This window comes from Gillisella taibaishanensis, from assembly GCF_001938985.1.
Taxonomy (GTDB): Bacteria; Pseudomonadota; Alphaproteobacteria; order Rhizobiales; family Rhizobiaceae; genus Allorhizobium; species Allorhizobium taibaishanense.
Window position 1 is genome coordinate 68,285 of the sequence record NZ_MKIN01000021.1, and the last position, 14,827, is coordinate 83,111.

The 14,827-nt window shown below is 58.8% G+C and carries 11 protein-coding genes; 2 read left to right on the forward strand and 9 right to left on the reverse strand.

The features are described 5' to 3' along the window. The first annotated feature begins 107 nt into the window (after positions 1–107). Positions 108–995, forward strand: a complete 888-nt coding sequence (locus BJF91_RS07650) for a methylenetetrahydrofolate reductase (RefSeq protein ID WP_139310627.1) — start codon at positions 108–110, stop codon at positions 993–995. Positions 996–1,056: 61 nt separating this feature from the next. Here the strand turns inward: BJF91_RS07650 and BJF91_RS07655 are convergent, their stop codons facing one another. The 9 genes from BJF91_RS07655 to recX all read right to left on the reverse strand — a co-directional run bounded on the left by BJF91_RS07655 (position 1,057) and on the right by recX (position 13,559). Continuing rightward, complete coding sequence (locus BJF91_RS07655; RefSeq protein WP_075613915.1) at positions 1,057–1,854, reverse strand: ABC transporter permease; 798 nt, start codon at positions 1,852–1,854, stop codon at positions 1,057–1,059. Then, positions 1,851–2,717: an ABC transporter permease gene (locus BJF91_RS07660; RefSeq protein ID WP_075613916.1), complete on the reverse strand. Its 867-nt coding sequence runs from the start codon at positions 2,715–2,717 to the stop codon at positions 1,851–1,853. Before BJF91_RS07660 ends, BJF91_RS07655 begins: the two co-directional genes overlap by 4 nt. Positions 2,718–2,819: 102 nt before the next feature. Next, a complete protein-coding gene (locus BJF91_RS07665; RefSeq protein WP_075613917.1) occupies positions 2,820–3,998 on the reverse strand; it encodes an ABC transporter substrate-binding protein in 1,179 nt (392 codons plus the stop codon). Positions 3,999–4,223: 225 nt separating this feature from the next. Continuing rightward, on the reverse strand, positions 4,224–5,306 hold the full coding sequence (locus BJF91_RS07670) for an ABC transporter ATP-binding protein (RefSeq protein ID WP_075613918.1): 1,083 nt from the start codon (positions 5,304–5,306) through the stop codon (positions 4,224–4,226). 1 nt (position 5,307) lies between these two features. Beyond that, the gene (locus BJF91_RS07675; protein ID WP_075613919.1) at positions 5,308–7,371 is read right to left on the reverse strand and encodes a hydantoinase/oxoprolinase family protein; all 2,064 of its coding nucleotides are present in this window, start codon (positions 7,369–7,371) and stop codon (positions 5,308–5,310) included. Beyond that, entirely contained in the window at positions 7,368–9,059 is a 1,692-nt protein-coding gene (locus BJF91_RS07680) for a hydantoinase B/oxoprolinase family protein (protein ID WP_075613920.1), read from the reverse strand. Before BJF91_RS07680 ends, BJF91_RS07675 begins: the two co-directional genes overlap by 4 nt. Before the next feature lie 290 nt (positions 9,060–9,349). Further along, the gene (locus BJF91_RS07685; protein ID WP_075613921.1) at positions 9,350–12,037 is read right to left on the reverse strand and encodes a LuxR C-terminal-related transcriptional regulator; all 2,688 of its coding nucleotides are present in this window, start codon (positions 12,035–12,037) and stop codon (positions 9,350–9,352) included. A gap of 136 nt (positions 12,038–12,173) precedes the next feature. After that, positions 12,174–12,878, reverse strand: coding sequence for a 4'-phosphopantetheinyl transferase family protein (locus BJF91_RS07690; protein ID WP_075613922.1), 705 nt, complete (start codon positions 12,876–12,878; stop codon positions 12,174–12,176). A 102-nt stretch (positions 12,879–12,980) separates the two neighbouring features. After that, complete coding sequence (gene recX / locus BJF91_RS07695; protein ID WP_075613923.1) at positions 12,981–13,559, reverse strand: recombination regulator RecX; 579 nt, start codon at positions 13,557–13,559, stop codon at positions 12,981–12,983. 233 nt (positions 13,560–13,792) lie between these two features. On the opposite strand from recX, the gene BJF91_RS07700 reads away from it, so the two are divergent. Next, complete coding sequence (locus BJF91_RS07700; RefSeq protein WP_075613924.1) at positions 13,793–14,818, forward strand: NADP-dependent oxidoreductase; 1,026 nt, start codon at positions 13,793–13,795, stop codon at positions 14,816–14,818. The last annotated feature ends 9 nt before the right edge of the window (positions 14,819–14,827 follow it).

The window sequence follows — 14,827 nt, forward strand, 5'->3', positions numbered from 1 at the left end:
ATTACTGATATATCAGATACATAAAAGAATCGCAGAAGTCGCGATTCGGAGCGGAATTTTGCCACGGACCTGCTAGAACGTAGCAACACGGTCTGAAGGAGATGGTGATGGATAAAGCGGTTCTGGACGCAAGCGGCAACTCGGTCGCGGATTCGCAAGCGCTTTTGAGCGACTGGTCCATCGAAGTTACACCTCGCACAGCGGCAAAAATAGGCGATTTTCGGGAGCTTCTGCCGGCTGGCACAAGGATCTACATTGCCCATGTCGATGGCACAGCGTTTGCCGATATGGCATCCACCGCAAAACGCCTGAATGACGAGGGCTTTGCCGTTATGCCACACCTTCCCGCCCGCAGTTTTGCGAGCGTTGGCGAGTTGGAGGAGGTTCTAAGGACTTATCGCGGCGAAGCCGATGTGCGCCAAGCCCTACTTCTGGCAGGCGGCATTGCGAAGCCTCGCGGCACGTTAGCCAGTTCAATCGACCTGATCGAGACTGGCCTGTTCGACAAAATGGGCTTCACCCAGTTGAACATCGCCGGCCATCCCGAGGGTAATCGCGACATTGACGCCGACGGCGGCACCGCGCAGGTTGATGCGGCGCTGCGCTGGAAGGTGGATTTTGCTAGCCGCACAGATGCTCAACTGGCAATCGTCACCCAGTTTGCCTTCGATGCGTCAGTCATCGTCAATTGGGCGGAGCGGATTGCGGCCCTTCAAATCGGACTCCCGATTCATGTCGGCATTGCCGGGCCCGCCAAACTGCAGACGCTGATCAAATACGCCATTTCCTGCGGCGTCGGGCCGTCCCTGAAAGTGTTACAGAAGCGGGCGCTCGACCTACGCAAATTGCTGATGCCCTATGAACCCACCGAAATCGTCACACAACTCTGCGCCTACAAAGCCGCTAACCCGCATAGTACAATCAGCCGGCTGCATCTTTTCCCGCTCGGCGGCATCGAACCGGCTGCCCGCTGGATCCGCGACTTCAGGCCTTAAATGACGGCACTCGTGAAGACGTACCTTTCGACTACTGTTTGAATAGGCCCAATAGGCAATTTCAGCGCGTCTTGGCTTTCGCCCCGGCGAAGGCAACGATAACAGCCACGCAGAAGACCGATACAATGAAAATCGCACCTGACATGGCATAGATGACAGGCGAAGCCCCGCCATTCATCTTGCCGAACAGCACGATCGGCAAGGTGTTTTGTCGTCCCGCGAGGTAGAAGGCGCGGGTGAATTCATTGAGCGACAGCAGAAACGAGAAGATGAAGGCACTGACCAGCCCGGGCCGGATCAGCGGCAGAGTGATATCGCGGAACTGGCGCCAGCGGCCGGCACCGAGATCGGCCGCCGCCATCAGAAACACCGGCCGCACCGCCGAAAACGCAGTGAGAATGACGATGAAAGCGAAAGGCATGGCCCAGAGCAGGTGGCCGGCAGCGATGGTCATGCTCGACGGTTTGATGCCGCTGCGGGCAAAGACGGTCGACAAGGCCAGCCCCTGGATGACACCGGGCACGAACATAGGCAGGATGACGACGAGAAACCACAGATCCCGTGTCTTCCGTAACTCGAAATAGGCAAGAGCCGCGAGCAGAGACAGCAGCGTCGCGCCGATGGCCGTCAGTAGCGCAACACTGCCGGATTGCCAAAGGGCCGCCATCAGCGCTGTGTCGGATGGCAGATCCTGATACCATTTCAAGGTGAGATCACTGACGCTGGGCAGGCCGGGCTGCAGCGACGGATTGAAGGAGACGCCGAGAAGATAAAGCGGCGGCGCATAGATCGCCACCAGGCCGACCACCGTCACCGTCCAAATCAATATCCGGTTGATCCGGCCTTCTACGCCCCTCATGCCTCACGATCTCCAAACAGGGCGGCCAGCCCGAACAGCCGATTGCCCACCAGCACCAGTCCGAAAACAACGATCAGAACGATGGTGGAAATGGCGAAAGCCAGCGGATAATTCGCAACCCGCATGACGTCGTTGATCATGACGGTGACGATCGATGCGCCGGCACCGCCCAGCATCTGCACTTCCGTCGATGATCCCGCAACCATGACGAAGACGAACAGGAAGGCGGCAAACAGGCCGGAGCGGGTGAGCGGCAGGAGAATGGTCACCAGAATGCGCCAGAAGCCGGCACCGAGGTCTTGGGCGGCTGCGAGCACGGTCGCATCGACCCGCCGCATGGCAAGCAGCAGCGGAAATGTTGCGAAGGGCAGATAAGATGCGACCAAGCCGATGACGACCGCAAAGTCGCTAAACAGCAGCCATTCTACAGGCGCGGTTGTGAAGCCCCAATGCTGAAGAAAGCTGTTGACGACGCCGGTGCGCCCCAGCACCAGCCGCCAGGAAAAGGACCGGATCAGATAGGACGTGAAAAATGGAATGGTCATCAGCGCCAGCAGCAGCATCGACAATCTGCGCCCGGCAAGAAAGTGCACGGCATAGGCCGCGGGATAGGCAAGGATAAGACAGAGAGCGGCCGTAAAAGACGCTTTGGCGAGCGTGGAGACGATAACCGTCCACCGCCCCGCCTGCAGAATGCCCTCATAGCCGGCAAAGCTCAGGTCCGGTTTGATCCAGTAAGTCGACGGATCCCAAGACCAGAAGCTCCAAACCAGAACCACCAGCAGCGGAACGAGGCCAAACGCTATCAGCGCCACAAGCGGCGGCGCCATCAGCAGCAGGGGCAATCGACCGGCAGCTTTCATTCTATCTCCATGGGGTATCGGAATGGGCAATCATTCGGGAGGCCTCGCCGCAGATCGCTCGAACTGCGGCGAGGTGAAAGCAAAGCGCAGCGGCCTGACAGATCAGGCGTTGCGCAGCTTCTGCCACCATTCTTCATAGAGTTGGAAATTGTCCGGCCGAGCGTTCTGCCAGAAAACTTTGCCGTTGAACTTGGCCTTGACGTGATCGCCAAGCGCCTGCACTTCTTCGGCCTTGTATTCGTCCGGATGCGCCTTGGCATAGACGAGGTTGTTGTCGGTCGGCACGAGATAACCACGCGCCTTGCCGAGTTCGCAACCATAGAGCCCGCCGAGCAGACCGTTGACAAACTGATGCGCTGCATCGGTCACGCCTCGCTCGTCCGCACCCTTCAGCAGAACCATATTGTTGGCCCAGCCTTCGTAGCCTTCCACCGGGGCCGCATAGTCGACCTTCAGGCCGCGCTTGCGCCCTTCATAGACGATCGGCTCCCAGCCAGTCATCGCATCGACTTCCTCGTTAGCGACGAGCTGCACACCCTGTTCCCAACCGTTCCAGAAGGTGCGGAACTGGCCGTCCTTCTTGTGCTTGATCAGGAACTCCATGACCATGCCGAGTTCGGATTCGCTCAGGTTGCCCGGATCCTTGATCGACTTGTTCTCGCCTTCCTTAAGGTAGATGGCGGCGAAGATAGCGCTGTTGATCCAGGCATCTTCCATCGCGACCTTGCCCTTCATCTTCGGATCGAAGATGACGCCATAACTGTCGACCTTGCCGAGCTTGTCGGAGCGATAGATGATCGAGTCGGCGTTGACGACGGTCGGGATGCCGTATTGCTTGCCCTCATGCTTGAGATACGGAATGTCGCGGGCCCACTGCCAGACGCTGCCGTAATTGGCGATCTTGCTGACATCCCACGGGATAATGGCGCCCTGGCGGGCAAGTTCCTTTTCAGCGCCGCCCTGGAAGCCGCCGACATCGAACAAATCATTGGCATTGCCAGCCGCCAAACGGGCGATGACAGGTCCAAGGTCGTTGCCATTGTCGGTAAATTCCGGCTTCACGCCTGCCTGGGTGGCAAACTCGGCCCATTTATCGCCAATATCCAGGGTCGCAGTCCCCCAAAAGGCGACAGACTTTGCTTCCGCGGCGAAAGCCGAACGGCTCAGGCCCAGACCGCCTGCTGCAAGCGCCATACCGCCGGCTCCAGCCAGCTTCAGAAGGTCGCGCCGCTGCAGATTGCTTCGGCTCGTCGAAAGTTGATGCTTAGAACTGTTTGTCATTTTCGTCCCCATTATTGTCCCTAGGCTTTCATCATCAGCGCCAGAAAGAAGATTGCCCGTTTCCTTCATGTTTGCGCGACGGTGGGAAACCGTCCCCCGGCTCCCTTTGTCTTGCTAACTCTTTTCACGCACGGCTCCAGGAGGTGCGTTTTGCTCGCCAATTCAGCGACATCGCGACCACATTTCCACAATGCGGAACGCACCAATCCGTCCCTCCCGTTTTCGCTATTTCATTGCCGCAGAAGTCAACAGAGCTGCCCCCGGCTGAAGCGAAACTCGCGCCTCCTGCCCGACCAGGAGCGGCGGCCCATCGACGTCGCAAACCGCTGTCACTGTCTGGCCGTCACCAAAAGCCAAGGTTACATCACGGTAAAGGCCTCGAAAGGTCGTCTCGACGACCTGCAGTGTCAAATTGTCGGTGACGGCTATCGAACTGCCGTCGTTTGCCATTGTCAATCTGTCGGACCTCAGCACCACGAGACTGGCGCCGACATTTGTGGACTTGGAAGCGCAATCAAGAGGAATGGCCTGCCCAGCAACCACGGCAATCGTCTTGCCCGCCCGTTCCTCGAAGCGCTCCGCCTGAAGCAGATTGTCCATGCCGATAAACCGGGCAACAAAAGCGTTGGCCGGCGCGTCGAAAAATGCATCAGGCCGTCCGAGCTGCTCGATGCGACCGTGATGCATGATCGCCATCCGGTCCGACAGGCTCAGCGCCTCGTCCTGATTGTGAGTCACGAGAATGAACGTCGCGCCCGTGCGCTTGTGCAACCGGCCGAACTCCTTGCGCATCTGCTGACGCAGGCGCTCGTCCAGCCCGGTCAGAGGTTCATCCAGCAGGAGCAATCCAGGCTCCATCACCAGGGCACGAGCGAGCGCCACACGCTGCCGCTGACCGCCGGAGAGCAGATTGACATCGCGCCCACCAAATCCCGACAGTTCGACAAGGTCGAGCGCTTCTTCCACCTTGGCGACAAGAGTTTTGCCGGAGACACCGCGAAGTTTAAGGCCATAGGCGACATTGCCTTCCACCGACATATGCGGAAACAGCCCTAGCCCCTGAAACACCGTATTCACCGGGCGCCGGTTGGCTGGAACATCGGCCATGTCTTTACCATCGAACATGATGCGACCGCGATTAGGCCTGTCGAACCCACCGATCAGCTTCAACAGCGAACTCTTTCCACTGCCCGAGGACCCGAGCAGGGTAAAAAACTCTCCCGCCTTGATCTCCAACGAGAGATCGTCGACCGCCTTGACCGGGCCGTGGCTGCGCGTCACGCCATCGATACTGATGGATATTGCCATTCTATGCAGCCTGCGCGTCCGTTTCGTGAATAAGAAGAATGCCAGTTTCCGTAAGGCTAACTGTCTGTCCAGCCAGCACCAGCGTCGTTGCCGTCGCCTCCTCCACCAACAGCGGTCCCGCGACCGGCTGGTCGATCGGCAGAAGCGATCGGTCGTAGACGGTGCAGGCCTCCCAGCCGGTGGCGCGGCCGAAATAGACGTTACGCTCGCCCGTCTTTGCGCCTTCTATCGTCATATCCTGCCTTTTCAGTTTAGGCAGCGAAATCACCTGCCCCTTTAGCACCGCCTCGAGATGCAAGGTCGTCAACTCGACTTCTGCTGAAGGCAGACGGAAGGCATAGGCGCGCTCATGCGCATCATGAAACCTGCGACTGAAGGTTTCAATCGTATCGCCAGCCTCGAATCGAGCAAAAACGCCATGTTCCTGCCCCTTATAGCGCGCTTCGATCTGACGATTGAAGTCTATCTCCACATCAGGGCCGGCAGAAAAATATTCAACAGCCTGACGCTCCAGCGAGGTGAACCGACGGGAAGCCTCTTCAAGGGCGCCGTTCTCCAGCAACAAGAACCAGGTTTCGCGAAAATCAGCGCGCGGCTCGGCGGCCAGCATGCCCCAAGCTGAAAAGATCCCGGGATGTGGCGGAACGACTGTTGTCTTGACCTGTAATTCCCGGCCGAGATGGCAGGCTAGCGCCGGGCCGGCGCCGCCGCTGATAACAAGGTTGGCGTCGCGCGGATCGTGGCCGCGCTGCACCGTAACCAATTTCAGAGCATTGATCATGCTCGCATGGGCGATATCCATGATCGCCACAGCAGCGTCTTCGATTGACATATTCAGCGGCCCGGCAACCGTTGCTATCGCATCCGCTGCCTTTTGCCCTTCGAGATGCATCGTGCCATCGGCAAAGGTGCTCGGATCGAAAATGCCAAGTGTCAGCAACGCATCAGTCAGCGTTGGCTTGGTACCGCCTCGGCCGTAGCACGCAGGACCCGGCATCGAGCCGGCGCTTTCCGGCCCAACACGAAGGCCGCCGCGCGCATCGATCCAGGCAATCGAACCACCGCCCGAGCCGATTTCGACGATATCGACGACAGGCACCTGCACAGGGTAGCCGGGCTGAATGCGGGTATGTTCGAGACGATATTCGGTATTGAGGGTCGGGCGCCCACCATGGATCAGCGAGCATTTCGCCGTCGTGCCACCGACGTCGAGTGAGAGTATTTCGCTCTCGCCAAGTTCAGCGCCGATCCGTGCTGCGCCAGCAACGCCACCGGCCGGGCCTGATTCCACCAGCGTCAGCGGTTGCTGCACAGCGTGATCGAAAGAGGAAATGCCGCCGTTGGACTGCATGGCATAATAGGGGCAGGTCAGGTTGCGCCGGCCGAGCGCGAATTCCATCACCTCGAAATACTGCTGGATGGCGGGCTGCACATAGGCGTTCAGGACAGTGGTATTGGTGCGCTCATATTCGCGCCACTGGCGCGACACCTGATGGCTGGCGCAGATCGAAGCAAAGGGCAATGCATCCGAGAGAATGTCGGCGCAGATCTTCTCATGCTCGGGATTGGCATAGCTATGCAGGAACAGGATGGCGATGGCATCGACGTCTTCGAGCGTGCAGACCCGAATGATCTCCTTGAGGTCATTAAGTTCGAGTGGCACCACAACATTGCCGGAAGCATCGACCCGCTCCCGCACTTCGAACCGCAGATGGCGCGGCACGAAGGGCTCGGGCGTGTGGAATTGCAGATTATAGAGATCGGGCCGGTTGCCGCGACCGATCTCAAGGACGTCGCGAAAGCCTGACGTCGTCACCAGCGCGGTCTTGGCGCCCTTGCGCTCGGTAATCGCATTGATGACGGTCGTTCCGCCATGGGCAAAAAAGGTGACGTCGCGGACCCGCAACCCGTCTTTGCGCTCGCTCATGTCGATCGCGTCGAGTACGCCGCCCGACTGATTGTCGGTCGTTGTCAGGCTCTTCGCGGTAAAGACTTCGCCGCTGCGCTCGTCATAGCCAACGAGATCAGTGAAGGTTCCGCCTACATCTGTTGCCAATCGGATCATTCTGCAATCCTCCCGCGATAGCCATAGAGGCTGGTGGCGGCCTCCATGCTGATAAAGCCATTTTTCAAATCTGTTTCGATAAGGTCGCGATCTCGCGCCGAAGGGTCTCCCCATCCGCCGCCGCCGCCGGTGACGATGCGCACGACATCGCCGGATTCGAGTGGAATATGGGCAGCCCGACCGTACTGGTCGACGTGACCTTCGGAAGACATGACCTGCAGGCCATTGGCCGTGCCCTCGTGGCCACCATCCATGCCCCAGGGCTTTGTGCGGGTGCGGCCGAAACTGCAATAGGCCGAAGCCTTCTCACCCAGGATTTCATATTCCCGGATGATGCCGAAGCCGCCGCGCCGCCGCCCTGCCCCGGCCCCGTCCTCGACATTCAGTGCATAGCGTCGAACAAGCAGCGGAAACCGCGCTTCAATGACTTCAACCGAATAATTATAGGTGTCGCCGTCCGTCAGCGAGATCAGCGCATTGGCGCCGTCGCGTTCCGCACTGGCGCCCCAGCCGCCATGCTGCGGCTCGATATGGATGAATGGCCGGCCGGAGCGATCATCCCCAGAGATATAGGCAACGCAAAGGCTGGAATACGACCCGGCGGAAAAACGGTCCGGCACCAGCTTCGCCAGCGCTTTCCACACCAGTTCGGACGCATGGACGGACCCTTCGTAATACCAGCCGGTCGGTGATGGCTTTTCGGCAGTAAACACCGTTCCGGCCGGAGCAATGACGGTCAGAGGGCGAAACCAGCCTTCGTTGGAAGGCGACTGCGGCGCAACCAGCGCCTTGAGAATGGTTCGGACCGCTGATTCCAACGCGCCCCGTGCGCAGTTGATCGGACCGGCAACGGCTGGCGGGCAACCCGTGAAATCGGCAGTAATTTGATCGCCCTCGATCGTCACGGCCACCTGAACAGCAATTGGATCATCCGTCACGCCGTCGCCGTCGATAATGTCGGTGGCGCGGTAGACGCCGTCCGGCAGGGCGGCAATGGCCTCGCGGCTCAGCTTTTCGCTGACGTTGAGGATATGATCGAAGGCAGCGATCAGGGTGGGGGCACCGTATTTCGCGGCAAATTCCTGCATGCGCCGGGCGGCAACCCGGACCGTCGCGATCTGCGCCGTCAGATCGCCAAGCGCCGTTTCCGGCATGCGGACGTTTTCTGCAATGATGTGAAGAATGTCATCAGACAGAATGTCATTGCGCATGATCCGGACGCCTGGAAGACGCAGGCCCTCCTGGAAGACAGAGGTTGCGTTCGGCGCCAGGCTGCCCGGCACGGAGCCGCCGACGTCAATGTAATGAGCAACGTTGATGGCAAAGGCGAGAAGGATGCCGTCCACGAAGATCGGCTTGACGATGGCGAAGTCACAGGCATGGGTGCCGCCAGCATAGGGGTCGTTGGTCAGCAGCACATCGCCATCGACGAGATCTGAACCAAACCGGTCGATCAACGTCTTCACCTGCCGGCCAAACGTGCCGGTAAACAAAGTGATGCCATTCATCTGCGCCACCAACTCGCCCTTGGCGGTCAGCAGGCCACAAGCGAAGTCCAGCACTTCGTAGATGACCGGGCTCATGCTGGTGCGGGCCATCACGATGCCCATCTCATCAACGGTGGCAAGTAACTTGCCCTCGATGATTTCCTGAGTCACCGGATCAAAAGGATGCCTGCCCGCCATCATATACTGTCACCCCAAGTCGACATTTATGATGGGTATATTAGGCCTGCAACCAACACGCGACCAGCCTGCCAGAAGAGTGGGATGCCATTCCCCAACCCTACCCGTTCGGGTAGGCATATCAACCTATTAGAATATCAGAATTATCAGGATTAAGACATTTTGCGGCATGGCGGCGGCGTTATCGTTGACGGCAAGGGGCAGCCACGGGATTAAATCGTACCCGAAACGGCGAAAAACAGCCAAATCAAGAGAAAGTCTGCAATCAAAAACAGCCTAGACGTGTATTCACACTATAGCGGAATACCGGCACGGCGGGCCGCGCCGACGGCCGCAGTGCGCGTGCTGACCTTGAGCTTTGCGAAAATATTTCGAAGATGAAATTTGATCGTGTTGTCGCTCAATTCCAGCTTGCGACCTATTTCCTTGTTGCTGAAGCCCTGACTCAGCAGCTCCATGACAGCAAGTTCGCGATCCGTCAGCGCAGAGACTGATGAAACAGCTGACGCTGCAGCGAAATCATCCGTGTCGGTCGCGAGCACTTTCGGCGGCAATAGTGATCGTAAACGGTCACGCAACAGCGCCGACATCGGACTGTCTTCGGCGATCGAGCGCAATTCCTGCACGAAGGCCTCGCCCTCGATCCAGATCATGGCGCGATAGTCTTCCATCGGGAAGGTAAGCAATAGATCTTCCAGCTGGGCAGCAACGATGTCCCGCTTGCCCTCGGCAATTAGCATCCGCATGTCGAGCAGCTGAAGTTCGACGTGGCGGAGATCGTGGACTTTCTGTACCTGCTGCGCCAGGAGAATCGATAGCGCATTTCTTGCCCGCACCAGATCGCCACGGAGTAGATAGATACGCGCCCAAAGCAAGGCCGGTGTCAGCCCGCGCAGATGAATGGACAGATCGTTCTCGGGACCCGCAGCAATGTCTTCAACGCCGTAGCCATGGGCCTGGGCATAGCGCACCGCCTGATCAACATCGCCACCTTCAAGCAAAAGCAAGGTACGTGCGCCATCGATCATGCGTGTCAGACGGTGGAAGCCGCGACGTTTTGCGGCCGAACGCGTCCGGTCGACCAGTACGTGAGCGGCATTCATGTCCCCTTCGAGACGAAATATGATCTGTTGTGCGGTAAAGCCAGCGGCCAGCAGGTCGAACCAGGCGTCGTGACGCTCCAGATGCGGCAGAGCCCAGCACAGAAGGGGACGCGCTTGCGCCAGGTCTGCGCGCATCACCAGCAATTCGGCCATCAAGACTTGGCCGACGGCATCGAGGTCGGAACCTTTGCCGATGCAGGACTGCACCTCGTCTATCAATTGCTGGTAATATTCTGCCGCGCCAGCGCAGTCACCGCTGAGAAAGGCGGCTTGGCCAAGATGGGTGTAGAGATGCATGGCACCGAAATCAGCGCCGCCATCACGAAAGGTCTGAACCGCCAAATGGCCGTAATGTAGCGCTCGCTCCATGTCGCTGCGGTCGAGAAAATTATAAGAGAGCATATTCAGCACCAATGCCCGGTGCACAAGTTCGCTCGCCGCGATGTGGGACAAGTCCTCTTCCAGTCCGAGCAGGTCCTCGGTGGTTGCCGGCCTGTCGAAATAAAGCGCCAGAAGCGCCCGAACCACCCGCAGATCCCGCGCGAAAGGCCCTGGTGTTGCCGTCACCGAACGCTCAGCAATGCCAAGGTAATGATTGGCTGCATCCAGATGGCCGCCCTTGGCGCTGACGACCGAGAGGCCGAGAGTGGTCAGTGGAAAGCACGTCAGATCGATGGCGGAGACGTTGGCCATGATCGAATTGAACACGCCGGCGCCGCCTCGGCTGGTCGTATAGACGCGCCGCCAACCACCGCCGGTCTCGACGATCTGGGCTGCCAGATTGGCATTTCCACTCAGCAACGCATGCCGGACCGCAGCGTCGAAATCGCCCTGCGTCTCAAACCAGCGTGCCGCGCGTTCCAGCACCGGTTCGGCGTGGTACCCCCTCCGCGCCGCTTCCTCTTTGAGGAATGTGTTGAAAACAGGATGATAGCGGATCCAGCCGCCACCGCCGGCAAGAACCGCTACCGGCAAAGCGTGATCGCCCATCCGCCCGAGCAGATCAGCGAATTTCGCATCGGCAAACACTGCCTCGACAAGATCCCGGTTGACGGCTGGGAAAGGCGCGGTTTTCAGCAGCAATTCCTGCACCTCGGGCGGCAGATTGGCGAAGACCTGCTCCGAGAGATAGCTGCCCATCTCGGCATTGCCGCCGTCGAAAGTGGAAAACAGCGCACTGCCATCGACATTTTCGGCGATCAGCAACCGGATCATCTGCAGCGCCACCGCCCAGCCTTCCGTGCGGCGGTTAAGGTCGACAACCTGCTCACGGCTGACATTTGCGCTCTGACCGGCAAAAAACTCTTCGGCCTCCTGATCGGTAAAGCCGAGTTCAGCAATATTGACCTGGCGGAACTCGCCCTTCAGCCTAAGAGCCGAGATCGGAAAACGAGGTGGAGTTCGGGAAATCAGCACCAGTTTCAGGTGGGTCAGGCTGGGGTCGCCGAGCAGGCGGGCGACGATAGCCTCGGTGCCATCCGTCTGGGCAAAGTGATAGTCGTCAAGAAAGAGGATGACCGGCTCGGTAAACTTGCGGATTCGCGTTTGCAGCACCGATAGCAGCGAGGCGACCGTCATGCTGCCGTCGACACCGGCGACATCTTCAAAACGCAACGCACTGACCGCCTCCAGCAGCAGCAGCAGAAATTGCGTCTGGTCTCCATAATCGTGATCGAGTGCGAGCCACGAAATACTGCGGCCTGCGGTGCGCAGCACGTCGAACCATTGCGCGGCAAGCGACGTCTTACCATAGCCAGCAGGTGCAATGATCGTGGTAACGCGCTTCAAGCCGCCGGCGGCAAGATGAGACAGAATCCCGTTGCGCCTGATCGCGCTCTGTGTGCTCACCGGTGGCTGAAATCGCAGGGCAAAGTCCATGAGGAAAACCTGCTATTTCGCAGGCATTTTGGCAAGCCTATTTAGCAGTTATTGAAGGATAACAAACAGTTCAACCTTAAAAACGAGCGATTTCCCAAGAAAAACCCATAGATACACTAGGGTATTGACGAAACTACTAAATTACTAATTCGACGCTATTGGCGAGCTGAATACCGGTATGCACCAAGCCCGTCGTCAGACAAAACCGGCCCTTGATCACCCTTCCTGCCGGGAAGTCGCCGCTCAGCCGAGACAGCAGCTCCGCAGTGAAGCCCCCCTCCCCGGGCAAGAGCCTGATCAGCGCATCTTCAAACCAGAACATTTTCCCAACCAGAGGGTAAAGACATTTAAAGAGGCTCTCCTTCGCAGAGAAAACGAGCGTGGCATACAGTTCCGGTGCAAAGGGGCTGCCGACCGAAAACTTGTCTTCCGGGCCGCAAATACGGGCGCGCACATTGTGCATGACCTCTGCCGTCATCACCTGCTCGGTATCCATGCCGATACCGGCAAACCGGCTGGCCTTGCCGACCGCTGCAGCCGCAAACCCATGGGTATGGGTGATCGAGCCAACCAGACCTTGAGGCCAAACCGGCTGACCATGGTCGCCTGAGGATACCGCCGTGCCCTGCTGGCCAGAACATGCCGCGATGGCCTGCATGGCGCAGAGCCGTCCACCAACGTACTCCGCTTTGCGCTTGGCAACTGCCTTCGCCATCTTCTCAGGAAGCGTCACGCCGACCTCGGTCGCGACGCCATCGGTGAAGGCATCGGCGCGGAATTCAACGGCTCTATGGGCAATATCGCCATCGAAAAGTGCTGGTAAGGAGCATGAGGAATACATAGTCACCTTTCGGCATGGGAATCACAGCGTGATCGCTTCAAATAGACCGCCGGCTGAGCTTTTTGAATATGGGACGAACCCCGGAGGGTTCGCATATAAAAATCAGAGTGGTTGCTGGAGCAACAGCTCCTCGGCCTCCTCCCGCTTCATCGCCAGAACCTTTTGCGCCAAATCGTAGCCGAAGCCGTTGCGGGCCATGCCGGATAGCTCCTTGTTGCGTTGCCGCTCGTCGCCGTCATTGCGGCGAAATGGACCGTATCCGCGCTTGCGGGCAAATCGGATAGCGCCAGCGAGATCGTCAACCTCCTCCAAGGCCGCCTGCGCAATGTCGCGATCTATCCCCTTGCGCTGCAAAACCTGGGCAATCGCCCGCTTTGACTTGCCGCTACGCGCTGCCGATTGCGATTTGATCTGTGCATAGGCGTCATCATCCAGCGCCAGCATCTGCCTGCCGAAACGCACGGCCTCCTCTGCCAGTACCGCGACTGTCTCGGGCTCAATCTCTTCGTATTTCTTGCGCGCTTTGCGCGACACGGCATCGCGCAACTCCTGCTCGCTCATCATCCGTCGCGACAGGCGATAGGCGGCCGAATTGCGCGCCCAGGCCAGCATGCGCGGCTTGGGCTGCAGCGGATCAGCATCGGTTGGCGGTTCATCAGAAGCATCAGATTGGCTGGTCATTGCACCGCGCGCCGGGCGAGAGCATCGCGCCGAAAATCGGAATCGGCACGATCCTCTATCTGTTTGTTTACGCATCGGATTTTCCCGAAAACCGGTTCCCAGTTTTCGGTCCGATACCGGATATCTCTTGTTGGCATCATGGCTGACCCTATATCACCTGACATTGCAACAGGACAGGACGGAACCGTTTCTTTCAGCCTCCTGCCTTGCGCCATAATAAAGGACAATGCACCATGACCCAATTCCAGAACCATCAGATCCGCCTGGCGTCTCGCCCTACCGGCGCGCCGACCCCAGACAATTTCAGGATCGAAACGGCTGCAGTGGGTGAACCCGAAAGTGGCGAAGTGCTGCTACAGATCCTTTATCTATCGCTCGATCCCTATATGCGTGGCCGGATGAGTGATGCCAAGTCCTATGCCAAGCCCGTCGAGATCGGCGCGGTGATGGAGGGAGGCACTGTCGGCCGGGTCATCCAGTCGAAGCACGACAAATTCAAGGAAGGCGATATCGTCCTCTCCCATTCCGGCTGGCAGAGCCATGCGATTGCCAAGGGCGACACGCTGCGCAAGATCGATCCGTCGATAGCCCCGGTCAGCACGGCGCTCGGCGTGCTCGGCATGCCCGGTTTTACCGCCTATGCCGGCCTGCTCACCATTGGCAAGCCGAAGGCCGGCGAAACCGTCGTCGTGGCGGCGGCGAGCGGCGCTGTCGGCTCTGCCGTCGGCCAGATCGCGCGGATCAAGGGGGCACGCGCCGTCGGCATCGCTGGTGGAGCAGACAAATGTGCCTTCGTGAAAGACGAACTGGGCTTTGATGCCGTTGTCGATCATCGCGCGCCAGATTTCGCAGAAGCTCTGGCAAAGGCATGCCCCGATGGCATAGACGTCTATTTCGAAAATGTTGGTGGTGAGGTCTTCAAGGCGGTGTTCCCGCTGCTGAATTCCTTCGCCCGCATTCCCGTCTGCGGCCTGATCGCTCAGTACAATCAAAAGCTGGAAGAAGCACCCGGCCCCGACCGCCTGCCAATGGCCATGCGTGACATCCTGACCAAGAGCCTGACGGTGCGCGGCTTTATCCAGCACGAATTCGTCGACCAGTTCCCGCAATTCCAGAAGGAAGCGCCGGGCTGGATCAAGGACGGAAAACTGCGCTACCGCGAAGACGTCGTGGATGGCTTGGAAAACGCCCCTGAAGCCTTCATCGGCCTATTGCGTGGCAAGAACTTCGGCAAATTGCTGGTACGCGTATCCGAATGATGCCCGACT

Bases quoted from the DNA above. Each gene is read 5' to 3' on its own strand.
- recX (WP_075613923.1), bottom strand. From the start codon at position 13,559: ATGACCAGCCAATCTGATGCTTCTGATGAACCGCCAACCGATGCTGAT.
- BJF91_RS07700 (WP_075613924.1), top strand. From the start codon at position 13,793: ATGACCCAATTCCAGAACCATCAGATCCGCCTGGCGTCTCGCCCTACC.
- BJF91_RS07660 (WP_075613916.1), bottom strand. From the start codon at position 2,717: ATGAAAGCTGCCGGTCGATTGCCCCTGCTGCTGATGGCGCCGCCGCTT.
- BJF91_RS07690 (WP_075613922.1), bottom strand. From the start codon at position 12,878: ATGTATTCCTCATGCTCCTTACCAGCACTTTTCGATGGCGATATTGCC.
- BJF91_RS07655 (WP_075613915.1), bottom strand. From the start codon at position 1,854: ATGAGGGGCGTAGAAGGCCGGATCAACCGGATATTGATTTGGACGGTG.
- BJF91_RS07685 (WP_075613921.1), bottom strand. From the start codon at position 12,037: ATGGACTTTGCCCTGCGATTTCAGCCACCGGTGAGCACACAGAGCGCG.
- BJF91_RS07650 (WP_139310627.1), top strand. From the start codon at position 108: ATGGATAAAGCGGTTCTGGACGCAAGCGGCAACTCGGTCGCGGATTCG.
- BJF91_RS07675 (WP_075613919.1), bottom strand. From the start codon at position 7,371: ATGATCCGATTGGCAACAGATGTAGGCGGAACCTTCACTGATCTCGTT.
- BJF91_RS07670 (WP_075613918.1), bottom strand. From the start codon at position 5,306: ATGGCAATATCCATCAGTATCGATGGCGTGACGCGCAGCCACGGCCCG.
- BJF91_RS07680 (WP_075613920.1), bottom strand. From the start codon at position 9,059: ATGATGGCGGGCAGGCATCCTTTTGATCCGGTGACTCAGGAAATCATC.
- BJF91_RS07665 (WP_075613917.1), bottom strand. From the start codon at position 3,998: ATGACAAACAGTTCTAAGCATCAACTTTCGACGAGCCGAAGCAATCTG.